12 protein-coding genes and 1 pseudogene are annotated in these 15118 nt (G+C 64.4%); 6 read left to right on the forward strand and 7 right to left on the reverse strand.

Translation table 11 applies throughout. The features are described 5' to 3' along the window. Positions 1 to 17 precede the first annotated feature (17 nt). Both IVA88_RS06575 and IVA88_RS06580 read left to right on the forward strand, forming a co-directional pair. Positions 18 to 2519, forward strand: coding sequence for a GAF domain-containing protein (locus IVA88_RS06575; RefSeq protein ID WP_247496471.1), 2502 nt, complete (start codon positions 18 to 20; stop codon positions 2517 to 2519). A gap of 19 nt (positions 2520 to 2538) precedes the next feature. Continuing rightward, entirely contained in the window at positions 2539 to 4236 is a 1698-nt protein-coding gene (locus IVA88_RS06580; RefSeq protein WP_247496472.1) for an alpha/beta-hydrolase family protein, read from the forward strand. A 3-nt stretch (positions 4237 to 4239) separates the two neighbouring features. On the opposite strand, the gene IVA88_RS06585 is transcribed toward IVA88_RS06580, so the two are convergent. Beyond that, positions 4240 to 5823 (reverse strand): MDR family MFS transporter, encoded by a 1584-nt coding sequence (locus IVA88_RS06585; RefSeq protein WP_247496473.1) that lies wholly within the window; start codon positions 5821 to 5823, stop codon positions 4240 to 4242. 156 nt (positions 5824 to 5979) lie between these two features. Continuing rightward, positions 5980 to 6495, reverse strand: coding sequence for a YcgN family cysteine cluster protein (locus IVA88_RS06590; RefSeq protein ID WP_247496474.1), 516 nt, complete (start codon positions 6493 to 6495; stop codon positions 5980 to 5982). Positions 6496 to 6789: 294 nt separating this feature from the next. On the opposite strand from IVA88_RS06590, the gene IVA88_RS06595 reads away from it, so the two are divergent. Genes IVA88_RS06595 through IVA88_RS06605 form a run of 3 tightly spaced genes read left to right on the forward strand, consistent with a single transcriptional unit; the run spans position 6790 to position 10247 of the window. Then, positions 6790 to 9078 (forward strand): PBP1A family penicillin-binding protein, encoded by a 2289-nt coding sequence (locus IVA88_RS06595; protein WP_247496475.1) that lies wholly within the window; start codon positions 6790 to 6792, stop codon positions 9076 to 9078. A gap of 9 nt (positions 9079 to 9087) precedes the next feature. After that, positions 9088 to 9666 carry a DUF1214 domain-containing protein gene (locus IVA88_RS06600; protein ID WP_247496476.1) on the forward strand — a complete coding sequence of 193 codons (579 nt, stop codon included), beginning with the start codon at positions 9088 to 9090 and terminating at the stop codon, positions 9664 to 9666. Further along, positions 9663 to 10247 carry a DUF1254 domain-containing protein gene (locus tag IVA88_RS06605; protein WP_247496477.1) on the forward strand — a complete coding sequence of 195 codons (585 nt, stop codon included), beginning with the start codon at positions 9663 to 9665 and terminating at the stop codon, positions 10245 to 10247. Before IVA88_RS06600 ends, IVA88_RS06605 begins: the two co-directional genes overlap by 4 nt. A gap of 302 nt (positions 10248 to 10549) precedes the next feature. Here IVA88_RS06605 and IVA88_RS06610 read toward each other — a convergent pair whose 3' ends face one another. The 5 genes and pseudogenes from IVA88_RS06610 to IVA88_RS06630 form a co-directional block, all read right to left on the reverse strand. Next, positions 10550 to 10948, reverse strand: a complete 399-nt coding sequence (locus IVA88_RS06610; RefSeq protein WP_247496926.1) for a VOC family protein — start codon at positions 10946 to 10948, stop codon at positions 10550 to 10552. Between the two features lie 160 nt (positions 10949 to 11108). After that, positions 11109 to 11609 (reverse strand): heme-binding protein, encoded by a 501-nt coding sequence (locus tag IVA88_RS06615; protein ID WP_247496478.1) that lies wholly within the window; start codon positions 11607 to 11609, stop codon positions 11109 to 11111. Between the two features lie 28 nt (positions 11610 to 11637). Then, entirely contained in the window at positions 11638 to 12261 is a 624-nt protein-coding gene (locus tag IVA88_RS06620) for a hypothetical protein (RefSeq protein WP_247496927.1), read from the reverse strand. 127 nt (positions 12262 to 12388) lie between these two features. Further along, the gene (locus tag IVA88_RS06625) at positions 12389 to 13297 is read right to left on the reverse strand and encodes a DUF1259 domain-containing protein (protein ID WP_247496479.1); all 909 of its coding nucleotides are present in this window, start codon (positions 13295 to 13297) and stop codon (positions 12389 to 12391) included. A 17-nt stretch (positions 13298 to 13314) separates the two neighbouring features. Next, positions 13315 to 13547, reverse strand: a pseudogene (locus tag IVA88_RS06630) (hypothetical protein). A 455-nt stretch (positions 13548 to 14002) separates the two neighbouring features. Here IVA88_RS06630 and IVA88_RS06635 point away from each other — a divergent pair. Next, positions 14003 to 15082, forward strand: a complete 1080-nt coding sequence (locus IVA88_RS06635) for a Cj0069 family protein (protein ID WP_247496480.1) — start codon at positions 14003 to 14005, stop codon at positions 15080 to 15082. Positions 15083 to 15118 lie beyond the last annotated feature (36 nt).

Genomic DNA, 15118 nt, shown 5'->3' on the forward strand with positions numbered 1-15118 from the left:
ATCAAGCCGGATTGCGAATGACCATCCCTTCCAACGACATCGCGGAACTCGCGCGCCTGTTGCAGTCGGCCACGGCCGAGAACGCGCAGCTTCGGAGCGAGCTCGCGATTGCCCGCGATCGTCAGAGCGCCAGCGCCGAGATCCTGCGCACCATCGCGGCCTTTCCGTCCGATGCCCGGCCAGTCTTCGAGGCGATTGCGGCCAGCTCCAGACGTTTGCTCGGCGGCTTCTCCGCCACCGTGCTTCAGTTCATCGACGACGAACTCCACCTTGTGGCGTTTACACCCACAAGCCCCGAGGCGGATGAAGGGCTGAAGGCGTCGTTCCCGCGCAAGATTGCCGACTTTCCGACCTTCGCGCTGGTGCGTGGCGGCGAGACGATCCAGTTTCCAGATAGCGAAGCCGCGGACGTCCCGGAGCTGAACCGGAACCTTGCACGGCTGCGCGGCTTCCGCAGCGTCTTGTTCATGCCACTGATGAACCGGGGTACGCCGGTCGGCATGATCAGCGTCACCCGCGCCGAACCCGGCGCGTTCGCAACCGACCTCGTGCAGCTGCTCCAAACCTTCGCCGACCAGGCCGTGATCGCGATCGAGAATACGCGGCTGTTCAACGAAACGCGCGAGGCGCTGGAGCGCCAGACCGCCACGGCCGACATCCTGAAAGTGATGGCAGGTTCGCCGTCCGACGAGCAGCCGGTGTTCGACGCCATTGCCGCCAATGCCAACCGGCTGATCGGCGGCTTCTCCACGGCAGTGTTGCGCTACATCGACGGCGCCGCGCACCTTGCGGCGTTCACGCCGACCGATCCTGCCGGCGATCGCGCGCTCCAGTCCTCGTTCCCGGTGCCATTCGCGCAGTTTCCACCCTACCAGCTCGTGGCCAATGGTGTGGCGGCGCAATTGCCCGACACCGAGATCGAACCAGCCGCGCGCGACATCGCCCGCGCCCGCGGCTACCGCAGCATGCTGTTCGCACCCTTGATGAGTGACGGCGAGGCCATTGGCGTCATCATCGCCACGCGGCGCGCGACCGGCGCGTTCGGCGACCATCATGTGCGGCTGTTGCAGACCTTCGCCGACCAGGCGGTGATCGCGATCAAGAATGTCAGCCTGTTCAACGCCACGAGGGAAGCGCTGGAGCGGCAGACCGCGACCGCCGACATCCTCAAGGTGATCGCGGCCTCGCCCGCGGATGTGACGCCGGTGTTCCAGGCGATCTCCGACAGCGCCAAGACCCTGGTCGGCGGACATTCCTCCACCGTCACGCGCGTCATCGACGGGCTGCTGCACCTGGCCGCCTTCACCACCGACAATGAGGCGGGCAACGAAGAGCTGCGCAGCTCGTTCCCCGCGCCGCTGTCGGCATCCGGCATTCACAGCCGGGTGGCGAGGAGCGGAGATTTCGCATTCCGCAGCGACATGCAGAACGAGCCCGACCTCACGGACGCCATGAGAGAGCTGGCGCGGACCAGGGGTTATCGCAGCATCCTCGTGATCCCGATGCTGCGCGACGGTATGGCGATCGGCACCATCGGCGTGACGCGGCGGGAGGCCGGTCCTTTCCCGGACAAGGCGATCGCGCTGCTCAAGACCTTCGCCGACCAGGCCGTGATCGCCATCGAGAACACGCGCCTGTTCAACGAGGTGCAGGACCGCACCAGGGAGCTCGCCAAATCGCTCGACGATTTGCGTGCTGCCCAGGACCGGCTGGTCCAGACCGAGAAGCTGGCTTCGCTCGGCCAGCTCACCGCCGGTATCGCGCACGAGATCAAGAACCCGCTCAACTTCGTCAACAATTTTGCATCGCTCTCGGCCGAGCTGACGAACGAGCTGAACGAGGCGCTCGCGCCTGTCCCGCTCGCGGACGACGTCCGCCGCGAAGTGGACGAGCTGACCGGGCTTCTGAAAGACAATCTCGCGAAAATCGTGCAGCACGGACGGCGCGCCGATTCGATCGTCAAGAACATGCTGCTGCATTCACGTGAAGGCGGCGGCGAACATCGGCTGAGCGACATCAACGCGCTGGTCGAGGAGAGCCTCAACCTCGCCTATCACGGCGCCCGCGCCGAGAAGCCGCACTTCGACGTGACGCTGAAGCGCGAGCTCGATCCCGCGGCCGGGCAAGCGGAAGTGTTTCCGCAGGAGATCACCCGGGTGCTGCTGAACCTGATCTCGAACGGCTTCCACGCGGTCGCCAAGCGCAAGTCCGATGGCGGCGCCGCCGATTACGAGCCGGTGGTGATCGCCACAACGCGCGACCGGGGCGACAGCATCGAAATCCGCATCCGCGACAACGGCACCGGCATTCCGCACGAGGTGAAGGAGAAGATGTTCAATCCGTTCTTCACCACCAAGCCGGCCGGCGAAGGCACCGGGCTCGGATTGTCGATGAGCCACGACATCGTGGTGAAGCAGCACGGCGGCACGATTGACGTCGCGACGGAGCCCGGCGCGTTCACCGAGTTCACGATTTTGCTGCCGCGTAACAGCAGCTTTGCGGAGAACAACAAGGGATAGCGTTTACCGGGAGGGTGCCTTGAAGAGTCTCGCGTGGTTCATTCGCCGGCAACTGCTCTCGCTGTCCGGCATCGGCCTCATTCAGGGCGCGCTGTTCTTCGCGGCCGCGCTCACGCCAACGCTGATCCCGCGCAGCTATCTCACGCAAGGTGCGCTTGCCGGCGGCTGCTTCGCGATCGGCTATCTCGCCGGCGTCCTGTGGCGCCGGCTGTGGCACTATCTCGAATTGCCCGAGCCGTCGGCGCGCGCACGAGCGATTGCGAATGCGCTGGCGGCAGTCGGCTGCCTGCTACTCGTCATCGTCTTCCTCTGGCGCACAACCGAATGGCAGAATTCGATCCGCACTGTGATGAAGATGGCCCCTGTCGAAACCGCGCATCCACTCAAGGTCTGCGTCATTGCCATACTCACGTTCATCGTGCTGCTGGCGCTGGGGCGGCTGTTTGTGCTTGCCGCCGGCTTCCTTGCCGCACGCAAGCGGCGCCTCATGCCGCGGAGGATCGCCAACGTAATCGGCGTGTTCGTTGCAGGCCTGCTGTTCTGGGCGATCGCCACCAACGTCTTGGTCCGCACGGCGTTCAACGCGCTCGATTCGTCCTTTCGTGAACTCGACGCTTTGCATGAGCCCGAGCGGCCGCAGCCGACTGATCCCGGTCGAACAGGAGGCGCGGCATCGCTGGTAAATTGGAGAGAGCTCGGGCGTACGGGCCGCCGATTCATCGCCTCAGGTCCGACCGCAACAGACATCGGCGCAATCACGGGGAGGCCTGCGCAGGATCCCCTGCGTGTCTATGTGGGCCTCGCCAGCGGCGACACCGCGCAGGCGCGCGCCAAGCTTGCGCTCGACGAGCTCAAGCGGCAGCACGGCTTCGAACGTAAAATCCTGATCGTCATCACCCCGACCGGCACCGGCTGGATCGATCCGTCCGCGATGGATACCGTCGAATATCTCCACCATGGCGACGTCGCAAGCGTCGCGATGCAATATTCCTATCTCAATAGCCCGCTGTCACTGCTGTTTCAGCCCGAATACGGCGCGGACGCTGCGCGTGCGCTGTTTGCGGAAATCTACGGCTATTGGACGACGCTGCCGAAGGAAAAAAGGCCCCGGCTATATTTGCATGGGCTTAGCCTCGGCGCCATGAACTCGGAGAAATCGGCAGAACTGTTCGAGACGATCGGCGATCCCATCGCCGGCGCGCTCTGGAGCGGGCCACCGTTCGAGAGCCGCATCTGGCGCTCGGTCACCACGAGCCGCAATCCGGGCTCCCCGGCGTGGCTGCCGCAATTTCGCGACGGCCGCTTCGTGCGTTTCATGAATCAAAATGGACCGACGGTGCCGGTTGATACGCCCTGGGGTCCGATGCGGATCGTCTATCTGCAATATGCCAGTGACGCGATCACGTTCTTCGCCTACCGCGACGCCTATCAGGCCCCGGCCTGGATGAGCGCACCGCGCGGGCCGGACGTGTCGCCGGAACTGCGCTGGTATCCCATTGTCACGATGCTGCAGCTCGCCCTCGACATGGCGGTCGCAAACGACACGCCGATGGGCTTTGGCCATGTCTACGCGCCCGAGCATTACCTCGATGCCTGGGTCGCAGTCACCGATGTCCGTGATTGGTCCGCCGACGCACTGGCGCGGCTTAAAGAGCAGCTTGCGGCGAAGGCGCGGAAGACGAATGCGGGCGACGCCGGGGACGATCGCGGCGGCTAATGCCTACTCCGCCATTTCGACCTGCTGGGTGACAGCGGGGCCGGCCAGCGGCCGCTCTTCCATCATGACCAGGCAGAGGGCGGCGCCGGTCATCAGCGCCGTGGCGGCGCCGAAAACGTAGCGGAACGCGTGGCGCATGTCGTCGGCCGGGATTGCGACGCTCCCCGCGCCGTGATGCTCGCCGGCGAGCGGAATATCGGCACCGAGCGCGATCAACAGGATCGCCGCGAACGCCGCAACCATGAACGAGGACATCAACGAGCGGAAGAAATTCATCGCACCAGTGATGGTGCCGACTTGCGGACGTGCAACCGAGTTCTGCAGCGATACGACGCAGACCGGGAACGTCGTGCCCAATCCGAGCGCAAACGCAGCCATCAGCGTCAGCAGGCCCCACAACGGCAGGGTCGTGAGCGTCAGGCCCAGCGCGCAGATCGCAGCCCAGGACGTGCCGACGATGGCGACGCGCTTGTAGTGCCTGGCACGCGCCATGGTGCGGCCAGCGACGGCCGCACCGATGGTCGAGACGGCGGCGAGCGGAATCAGCGCAAGGCCCGCCTCGCTGGCGCTGAGATGATACACCGCCTCGTAATAGAGCGGCAGCTGCACAGTGAGGCCCGTAATCGCGCCGAGCCCGCAGCCGCCGGCCGTCAGCGCGAACGGCGCAACCGATCCGCCGAGCAGCGGCAGCGGCAGGAACGGCTCGTCCGCCCGCCGCGCGTGCCAGACGAAGGTGACCGCGAGCGCGACGGCGCCGCCCACCATCGCAACAACGGTCGGCGAGAGCCACGGATAGCGCGTGCCGCCCCAGGTCAGGACCAGCATGAAGACGACGGCGGAGGCCATCAGCAGCACGCCGCCGAGCCAGTCGACCTTGCGCTTGCGGTGGAACACCGGGATCTTCTTCATCTTCGGCAGCAGCATTACGATTGCGGCGGCCGCGAGCGGCAGATTGATCCAGAAAATCATCGACCAGTGCAGATGCTCGGCGAACACGCCGCCGATGACCGGGCCGAGAATGCCGCCGACCATCCAGACGCTGGAGAAATAGGCTTGATACTGGCCGCGCTCGCGCGGCGACACGACGTCGGAGATCACGGTCTGCACCACCGGCATGATCCCGCCGCCACCCAGTCCCTGGAGACCGCGTGCAAGAATCAGCATCGGCATGTTCGGCGCGATCGCGCATAGCACCGAGCCCGCGACGAACAGGCTGAGCGAGATGATGATCATCACACGGCGGCCGTAGATGTCGCTGAGCGTGCCGAACACCGGCGCGACCGCGGTCGAGGCGAGCAGATAGGCGGTGATGACCCAGGACAGATTGGAGACGTCGTGGAACTGGCGCCCGATGGTCGGAAGCGCGGTGGCGACGATGGTCTGGTCCAGTGCGGCGAGGAACATCGTCAGCATCAGGCTGATGACGATGGTGCGGACCTCGTCCTGCGACAGCGGCGCCGGCGGCGCGAGCGAGGGAGCGTCGTCGACGCTCAAGACCTCGGATGGAAGGCGGGACAATTCCTCGGCGATGTCGTCGGGCAATGTCTGGGTGTCGGCAGAACTGCTCTGCCGCTCGAACTTGTTCATCTCGATCGGAAGCCATGAGGCGGCGCAGCGCCGCGAAGGATTCGTTCTATGCAGTCCAATGTAGACAGCAAAGTTCTTGCCAGGCAGGCACCGCGGCGCATGGGTGCATCCCACCCCACGGCCATCCCGAACAATTGATCCGTCGGGTGCGGCGGATCAGTCCTTCGGACGTCGCTTCAGGCGAGCCCGCTTCGGCAGCTGCGCCGGCCATTGCACGATGTGGTTCTCGAGCTCATCGTCCGGGATCTCCACCTCGCTGCCTTCGACCCGTCCGCGTACGGAGACGCCGGCCTCATGCACGGTGTTCGGATCGCCTGATACCAGCGGATGCCACCAGTAGAGATCGCGCCCTTCCGCGACGAGCTTGTAGCCGCAGCTCGGCGGCAGCCAGTTCAGGGTGCGGACATTGGCGGGGGTCAGGCGGACACAGTCAGGAACCTTGTCGGAACGATTCGCGTAGTCCTTGCAGCCGCAGGTCGCCCCGTCGAGCAGCTTGCAGCCGACATGGGTGAAATAGATGTCGCCGGTGCCCTCTTCCTCGAGCTTGTTCAGGCAGCAGCGGCCGCAGCCGTCGCACAGGCTTTCCCATTCGGGCCCCGACATCTCTTCCAACGTCTTGGTTTTCCAGAAGAATCCTTCCTGGCCTGAAGGTCGTTTGGGAGCTGCGGTCATGCGCCTCAACAAAAGTTCGAAAGAGCTACGGTTGGTGCCATCTAGGGCGTGCGGCCACGGGGCTGCAAGCAGCGCCCGCGTGAGGCCCGTAATGAACCGGGGTCAATTAGGCCTGTTGTTCAAAATCGCAAGCGTGACCATTGGTTTATAAGCCCTGCTCGGCTAGAAGGAACAACAAGTCCCTAAGGCCGCTGGCCGGGCGCCTTGGGTTTGCCGCAACACTCCCGCAAGACGTCTTGATGCCGCCCCGGCCGGGTGCTTGAACGCTTTCGAACCAAGCCTCAAGGGTTCTAGGTGCGCCAGATCATACCATCGCATTGGAAGGCCCGGATCCGGAATTTCTTCCTGGACCTCGATGCGCGCATCGACTCCTCGCTATTCTCCTCGGCCAAGGGCATCCGCGAGCTCTACGAGCGCTACTCGACCTTCATGGACCGCTTTTATGTCGGGCGGTGGAAGCGCTGGGTGTTCATCGAGCCGCTGTCGGAGGCCGCGACCCTCGGCCTCGGCGGCCTGGTCGTGATGCTCACGCTCGCCATCCCCGCCTTCCGCGAGACCGCGGACGAGGACTGGCTGAAGAAGTCCGACCTCGCAGTGTCCTTCCTCGACCGCTACGGCAACCCGATCGGCAGCCGCGGCATCAAGCACAACGACTCGATCCCGCTGGAAGATTTTCCGGACGTGCTGATCAAGGCGACGCTGGCGACCGAGGACCGCCGCTTCTACGAGCATTTCGGCATCGACATCGCCGGCACCGCGCGCGCGCTCGTCACCAATGCCCAGGCCGGCGGCGTCCGCCAGGGCGGCTCCTCGATCACCCAGCAGCTCGCCAAGAACCTGTTCCTGAGCAACGAGCGCACCATCGAGCGCAAGGTCAACGAAGCCTTCCTCGCGGTCTGGCTGGAATGGCGCCTGACCAAGAATGAGATTTTGAAACTCTATCTCGATCGCGCCTATATGGGCGGCGGCACCTTCGGCGTCGACGGCGCCGCGCATTTCTACTTCAACAAGTCGGCGCGTGACGTGACGCTTGCGGAAGCCGCGATGCTCGCCGGCCTGTTCAAGGCGCCGACCAAATACGCGCCCCACATCAATCTGCCCGCCGCCCGCGCCCGCGCCAACGTCGTGCTCGACAACCTCGTCGACGCCGGCTTCATGACCGAGGGCCAGGTGTTCGGCGCCCGCCGCAATCCCGCCTTCGCGGTCGATCGCCGCTACGAGGCGTCGCCGAACTATTATCTCGACTACGCCTTCGACGAGATGCGCAAGCTGGTCGACACCTTCCCGAAATCCTACACCGAGCGCGTCTTCGTGGTCCGTCTTGCGATCGACGCCAATGTGCAGAAGGCGGCGGAAGACGCGGTCGAGAACCAGCTGCGCCAGTTCGGGCGCGACTATCACGCGACGCAGGCCGCGACCGTCGTCGCCGATCTCGACGGCGGCATCCGCGCCATGGTCGGCGGCCGCGACTATGGCGCCAGCCAGTTCAACCGCGCCACCGACGCCTATCGCCAGCCGGGCTCGTCGTTCAAGCCGTACGTCTACACCACCGCGCTCCTCAACGGCTTCACGCCGAATTCGATCGTGGTGGACGGCCCGGTCTGCATCGGCAATTGGTGCCCGCAGAACTATGGCCATTCCTATTCCGGTTCGGTGACGCTGACGCAGGCGATCACCCGCTCGATCAACGTCGTGCCGGTGAAGCTGTCGATCGCGATCGGCCAGAAGAACGAGCCCAAAGCGCAGAACCCGGCCAAGGTTGGCCGGGCCAAGATCGTCGAGGTCGCCCGCCGCTTCGGCCTCAAGGCGCCGCTGCCCGACACGCCGTCGCTGCCGATCGGCTCGGACGAAGTCACCGTGCTCGAGCACGCGGTCGCGTATGCGACCTTCCCAAACCGCGGCAAGGCGGTGACGCCGCATTCCGTGCTGGAAGTGCGCACCGGCGCGGGCGATCCGGTCTGGCGCTGGGACCGCGACGGGCCGAAGCCGCGCCAGGCAATCCCCGCCTCCGTGGCCTCGGACATGGCCGGCATGATGAGCCACGTCGTCAGCGAAGGCACTGCGCGCCGTGCCGCCCTCGACGGCATTCCGACCGCGGGTAAGACCGGCACGACGAATGCCTATCGCGACGCCTGGTTCGTCGGCTACACCGGCAATTTCACCTGCGCGGTCTGGTACGGCAATGATGACTATTCACCGACCAACCGCATGACCGGCGGCTCGCTGCCGGCGCAGACCTGGCACGACATCATGGTGGCGGCGCATCAGGGCGTCGAGGTCCGCGAAATCGCCGGCATCGGCATGGGCCAGAAGCTGCCGCCCGAGCGGATCACCAACGCGCAGGCCAATGCGGCGCCGAAGGTGCTGGAGACCAAGCCCGGTCCGCCGCCGGTATTGACCAAGCGCGGCGCCGACGCTTTGGTACGTGTCGAGAAGCTGCTGGATGACGCGGCCAGGACCGCGACCAAATCGGCCGCCACCGACCCCAAGCAAGCCAAGCCGGCATCGTCCACGAGCGCGCTCGCCTTCCCGCAGAACTATGCGGAAGAGAATGCGAACGCATCCGCCCCGCGCAAGAACTGATCGAACCCCGTGCGGCTGATCCTGATCACATTGACGGCCCTTCTGCTCGCAACCGTGGTGGGCGTCGGCGCGACCTGGATGACGACGACGCGCGGTACCGAGATCGGCGCGCTGACGATCGGCCCCTGGACCGCGCGTCCGCGCACCGGCACCGCCGACGTCGATCCCTATTCGCGCGCCACCATCGTGCGCAATGGCGAGCTGCCGATCGGCACCGGCGATGGCGTCGCCTTCACCGCAACAGCGGACGACAAGAAGAAAGTGCTCGACGGCCGCTGCGATGTCGTGGTCTCCGGGGTGACGCCGCCGGCGCGGTTCTGGACGCTGACGCTCTACGACCGCAAGGGCCATCTCGTCGCCAACTCGCTGCAGCGCTACGGCTTCACCAGCCAGGAGATCGTGCGGCAGTCCGACGGCTCGTTCGAGATCCGCATCGCCTCGCGCTCGCGGGCCGGCAACTGGCTGCCGACCGGCGGCATCGAGCGCTACGCGCTGATGCTGCGGCTCTACGACACCCCGGTCGGCGTTGCCACGCGCACGCAGCGCGACGCGCCGATGCCTAACATCACGACGGTGGGCTGCTCATGATCCGCCTGCTGTTCACCATCGTTGCCGGCGTGGTGCTGGGCCTCGTGGTCCATCTCGTCAGCGTGCTGGCGCTGCCGCGGATCGCGACGCAGGACGCCTATTCGCGGCTGACGCCGATGACCAAGCTCAACGGCGTCACGCAGCTTCCGCTCGCCGATCCCAACACCTCGCCGATGCCGTTCATGGACCCGGCCTTTGCGCTGGCAATCTGCCGCTACGATCTGTCGAACGGACCGATCAAGCTGACGGTGCCGGTCAGCCAAGCCTACACCTCGGTGTCGTTCTACACCCGCAACGAGATCGCCTATTACGCCATCAACGACCGCTCGGCCGGCAAGAAGGTGATCGAGCTCGACCTGATGACCGAGCCGCAGCACAACGAGCTGCCCGAGGACGAAGAGGTCACCGCCGCCGACCGCCTGATCATCGACTCGCCGAGCACGACCGGCCTGATCGTGATGAAGGCGCTCGCCCCCGAGCCCGGCCTGATGCCGCAGGCGCAAGGCTCGCTCGCCGCCGCGAGCTGCGGGCCCCAGACCGAGCCGCCCGCCAAGGCCGAAGCGCCGCGCGGCCGGCGCTGAAGCGCAGGCGCTTCGGCACGCTCAAAACCAAAACTGCGAAAACAACCCCATGCACAGTAGCGGGGGTGTTGAAATCATTGGCTTAATCCACGCACCCGATCAGGTGCCGCGCGAACGGCAACATGACCGGTTCGCCTTTGACACGTCGGGCAAAACACTGGCAGAATGGCACGATCGAAATTTGTCACGCCCGCGCAGAGAAATCCGCCGCGGGTTTTTTCATGCCGGAGCAGAGGTTGCCATGATCGAAGGATCCTGTCTTGGTCGAGACAGTTCGCGAAAGCCGGCTCCGTCCTTCCGTGTCATCGCCCTCCAAATCGCTTTTTGGCAGCTTCGGTGACCGGGGTGTAGAGGCTCACGAGCGTCCCTTCGGGATCGCGGAACTGGGCCGCGCAATTTCCCCAAGGCATCATCTTCGGCTCGTGCACGACCTCCACTTGATCTTTCAATCTGGCAAACTCCGTTTCGACGTCATCGACCTGGAACTCGAGGATCGCGGTGCGATTGGCCGCCGGCTCGGCGCTGCCCTCCCTAAACAGCGCCACCGTGTCCACGCTGCCGAAAGCGAGCGTCGCTTTCGGGGTGACGATCTCGGCAAATACAGGCGCAAGCCACTCCGCCGCTTCGCCCAGCACGTTCTCGTAGAAGCTGACGAGGGACTTGATGTCAGCAGCGATCAATCGCGTCGAAGCAAATTTCATCATTCGTTCCTGGGAAGGTCCGTCGTATTGGTGACGACGATCGGCTTGTAACGCCGCCCTGCTGACAACGTCGTGTCAGCAGGAGGCGGCAGCGATACGGCGCGCGAGCTCGCTGGCGCGATTTTAGCTCGACGATCGCACGGGTCCGAGTTCTTGCCCGTCAGAACTCCAGCTTGTCACGTACGGCGTCAATTCCGGCTCTTGCGCACGCTTCGTCCGCATCACCGCCCGGAGCGCCGGATACGCCGACCGCTCCGACCAGAGAGCCACCTGCTTCGAGGATCAATCCTCCCCCTATGACGACGGCTCCAGGAAGATTGCGAATGCCGGCCTGCATCATGCCGGGCTGACTGATCGCATTCAGCTCCGTCGTGCTGGTCTTGAACGACGCAGCTGTCCACGCCTTGCCGGCTGCCGTTGATGGCGTATGGGGGCCCGCGAAGCGATCGCGCAGCATCACTTGCGTGACGCCGAATCGATCGACGACGGCGACGGCAACCTGGTATCCGCGGGTGCGGCAGTTATCCAGCGCAGCGCGCGCAAGATCGAGCGCCAACTCCGGGCCGAGCGATTTGTAGGCGACCAGACTTTCCTCGGCCCGCAACGGACAGATGGACGCAATCAGCAGGGCCGTCGCGATCGACAGACGTCGAAAATTCATGATCGTCTCCGGCAAGGTGGAAAAACGCCTATTTGCTCTCACCATATGTCAGATCATCGAACAAGGTCACGCTATCCGCCTTGGTCCACAGGCCGATCATGCCCGCTTGCGCAATCGTGATGTCCTCCACCTCGAATAGCGGCTGTCCGTCATAGGTCACCTTGAACCGACTCCCTGCGAAATCGCAACGGAGAACGTGCCATTGCCCAGACGCCACCGGCGTGCCGACGCCATAGCCGCCTCTGCGATCCACGATCTCCAGCGACGTTCGAACTCCCTTGATGGTCTTGTACGGCACGACGTTGTCCTCGAGCGCGTTAGCCCGGACGACGTAGTAGTTGTCGGCATCCTTCGCGCACCAGATGATTCCCGCGGCGCGATCCTCGGACCCGGCGACCGCCCTGAATTTCACCTCAACGAAGCCGTCGCGGATCGAGGTATCATTCTTGACCGCCACCGGAAAAGTCGCCCGTCCTGATTGCTTGAAGACGTTCGGCTTGCTTGGCGCCGTGGGCTCCGCCTCGACGGTCCATTTCGGTTGTCCCTTGCCGGTCATCGTTAAAGTCCAACCTTCGGGCGACGTTCCGGCAGGCGCGTTGTCAAAATTCACGGTCTCGGCCACGGCGTTTCCTCCTACTAACAATGCGAGCATCAACGCCACGGCAAAGCTGGCCCATGCCGAAGGTCGCGACGGAAAGCCTGCGGGGGGTGCAGATCATCCATTGTCCTATCATCGACGTTCAGGCATCGAACTCGGCGCGCAGCTCCCGTCCCTGGCGTCAGCTCTTCGTGCTCGCCGTCTTGTCGAGCGCCGCGCGCAAGCCGTTGGCAAGCTTGACTGCGTCGTCGTTGGCCCAGAAGTGCATGAAGAACAGGCGCGGCTGTTCATCCAGCATGTGGCTATGCAGCGCCGTTACCTCGATGCCGTGCGTCCGCAGCGCCAGGATGACCGGGTTTACCTCGTCGCTGGTCAGCACGAAGTCGCCGGTGATGGCCGCCTTGCCTGCTCCGGTCGGCTGGAAATTGAGTGCGGTTGCGACGCCCATCGCGGCGACGGGGGTCAACAACATGTTGTCTTGCGTTATCGGGTCGCGCCGCTTCACGTTGAACTGGTAGACGCCGCCATTCGGTTTCCCGTTCACTCCGATGATCTGGTCGAGCTTCGCAGTTTCGAGGTCGACGGCCGGTGGCGCGTTCGCCGGGGCGGCGACTGTCATCGGGGTCTTGCTTTCGGCGAGCGCATCGCGGATCGCGGCGGCCAGCTTGACGGGATCGCCATGGCCGGCGACGTGCATGTAGAACGTTGCCGGACTCGCACGCAGCAGATGATTGTGCACGGCGGTGATTTCGAGACCGCTCGCGATCATCTTCGCCATCACGGGATTGATCTCGGTCTCGAGCAGCACAAGGTCGCCCATGATCATTGCGCCGCCATGCGCAGGCTTGAATGCGACCCAGCCGCCAAGAGCCAACGCCGGCTTGATCGTGACGCCGTCCAGCGTCACGGAGAGATCGCTGCGGGGAAAGCCGTAACGGCGGACGTCGTCGGAGACGGCGGGCTTGCGGCCCAGGGTCTCGTCCACCTTCTGCCATTCGGCATCTTGGGCGTATGCCGGGATGAAGGGGCCGAAGCGAAATGCAAGAAGGCAGACGCCAATGCCGACCATGGCCCAGATGATTCTTTTCATCGTGCTACTCCTCTCCTTCAGTTTCGCTCTTTGATCTGGCCGCTGCTGTCCACGACAAGCGTCACAGACTTGCCGTTCTTCACCGCCTTGGCGGTGATGCCTTCCGCCGTCGACTTAATGTCGCTCACCTGCGCGTAGCCGGCCGCCTGGATCTTGGCGACCAGCTCCTCCTGGGTCAGGGCTGGACCGGCGACAGGCCGCCCGCGAGCGCCAAAAGCAGGAACGTGTGAAAGATTGTCCGCCTTCGCATGTTGATTTCTCCTGGTTTATCCTGCCCCAGGTGAAGTCCGTTTCACGAGCTTGTCCCCCTACGTGGCGCCCGGGAGGCGCAGGAGGACGCCGGCATCGACGCGCCCTTCGACGAGCGTCGACGCGGCCAACGTGCCGATAAGTCGAGACAATCTGTAGAATGAAATCGGGATGTAGGATGACATGCCGCGCCCTTGGTGATCAGGACGCGATTCTTTGGCATGTCGCCTCGCGAGGAGATCGCACGTCCCCGGCCCCCAAATAGAAAACCGCGCACGCGGAGCTGTCAACGTCTCTGCTCGAGCGTCACGAAGAGTTCACTGTTCGAACGGAACCGCACCGCGGCCTTGAAACTGGCGGGCAGCCTCATTAGTGTCGCTCACGTAGGGATGAAGCAGACTACCCGTGAGGCCTCGGTCCAAGCTCTGCGCAGCACGCAATTTGTGGAGCATGCGCATGGATACCGAACGACACCCATTAATCCGACACACCGTAGCCATCCTCTCACGTGGAGACGCTGCCGCGCGGCGGGATGCGACGGCGCAAAACAGCCGCTTCGTCCGCGTCTTCGAAGCGCTTGCCGCCCTGGGTATCGACGCCCGGCCGGTGATCTATGACGAAAGCTTTGCCGATGCGGTCCGCGAGCAGTTGCTCGCGGTCGACGGCGTTCTGGTCTGGGTGGATCCGATCCACCAGGGCAAGACGCGTGCTGAGCTCGATCCCCTACTCCGCGATGTTGCAGCGCAAGGACCATGGGTAAGCGCGCATCCAGACGTCATCCTGAAGGTGGGCGTCAAGGAGGTGCTCTACCGCACGCGTCATCTCGGCTGGGGTGCCGACGCGCATCGCTACGACACCGCTGCGGCGTTCCGCGCCGAATTTCCGTTGCGCCTTCGCTCCGACGGTCCCCGCGTGCTGAAGCAAAACCGCGGCAACGCAGGCCAAGGGGTCTGGAAAGTGGAGGCACTCTCGAGCGCAGACAGCATGGTTCGGGTCCTCTATGCACAACGCGGCAGCCTGCCCGAGGACATGCCACTCGATGCTTTCATGGCGCGATGTGAGCCCTATTTCGGCTGGGGCGGCTGCATCATCGACCAGGCCTTTCAACCTCGCCTGCCCGACGGAATGATCCGCTGCTACATGAGCGGTTCGAAGGTCGCGGGCTTTGGGCACCAACGGGTCAAGGCCTTGATCCCGCCGCCGCCGGAAGGTGTGGACTCGCCTGAGGCGCAACCTGGACCGCGCATCATGCATGGACCCGATGCTCCGCAATTCCAGAGGCTGCGAAGGGTGATGGAGGACGACTGGACTCCGGAAATGATGAAGACACTGGACATCGATGAACGATCGCTGCCGGTCATCTGGGACGCGGACTTCCTGTACGGCCCGAAAGATGCGGCCGGCGCCGACACGTACGTCCTGTGCGAAATCAACGCCAGTTCCTGCTTCGCGATCCCCGAGGAAGCCCCGGCGGCGATCGCGCGGACGGTAAAGCACCGCCTTGTGCAGACGCAAAGGGTGGGTTCCGGCAGATAAGAATCCCATGCCGGGGCGTCCTGAGCATTAGTTCCT

This window comes from Bradyrhizobium sp. 149, assembly GCF_023073915.1.
Lineage (GTDB): Bacteria > Pseudomonadota > Alphaproteobacteria > Rhizobiales > Xanthobacteraceae > Bradyrhizobium.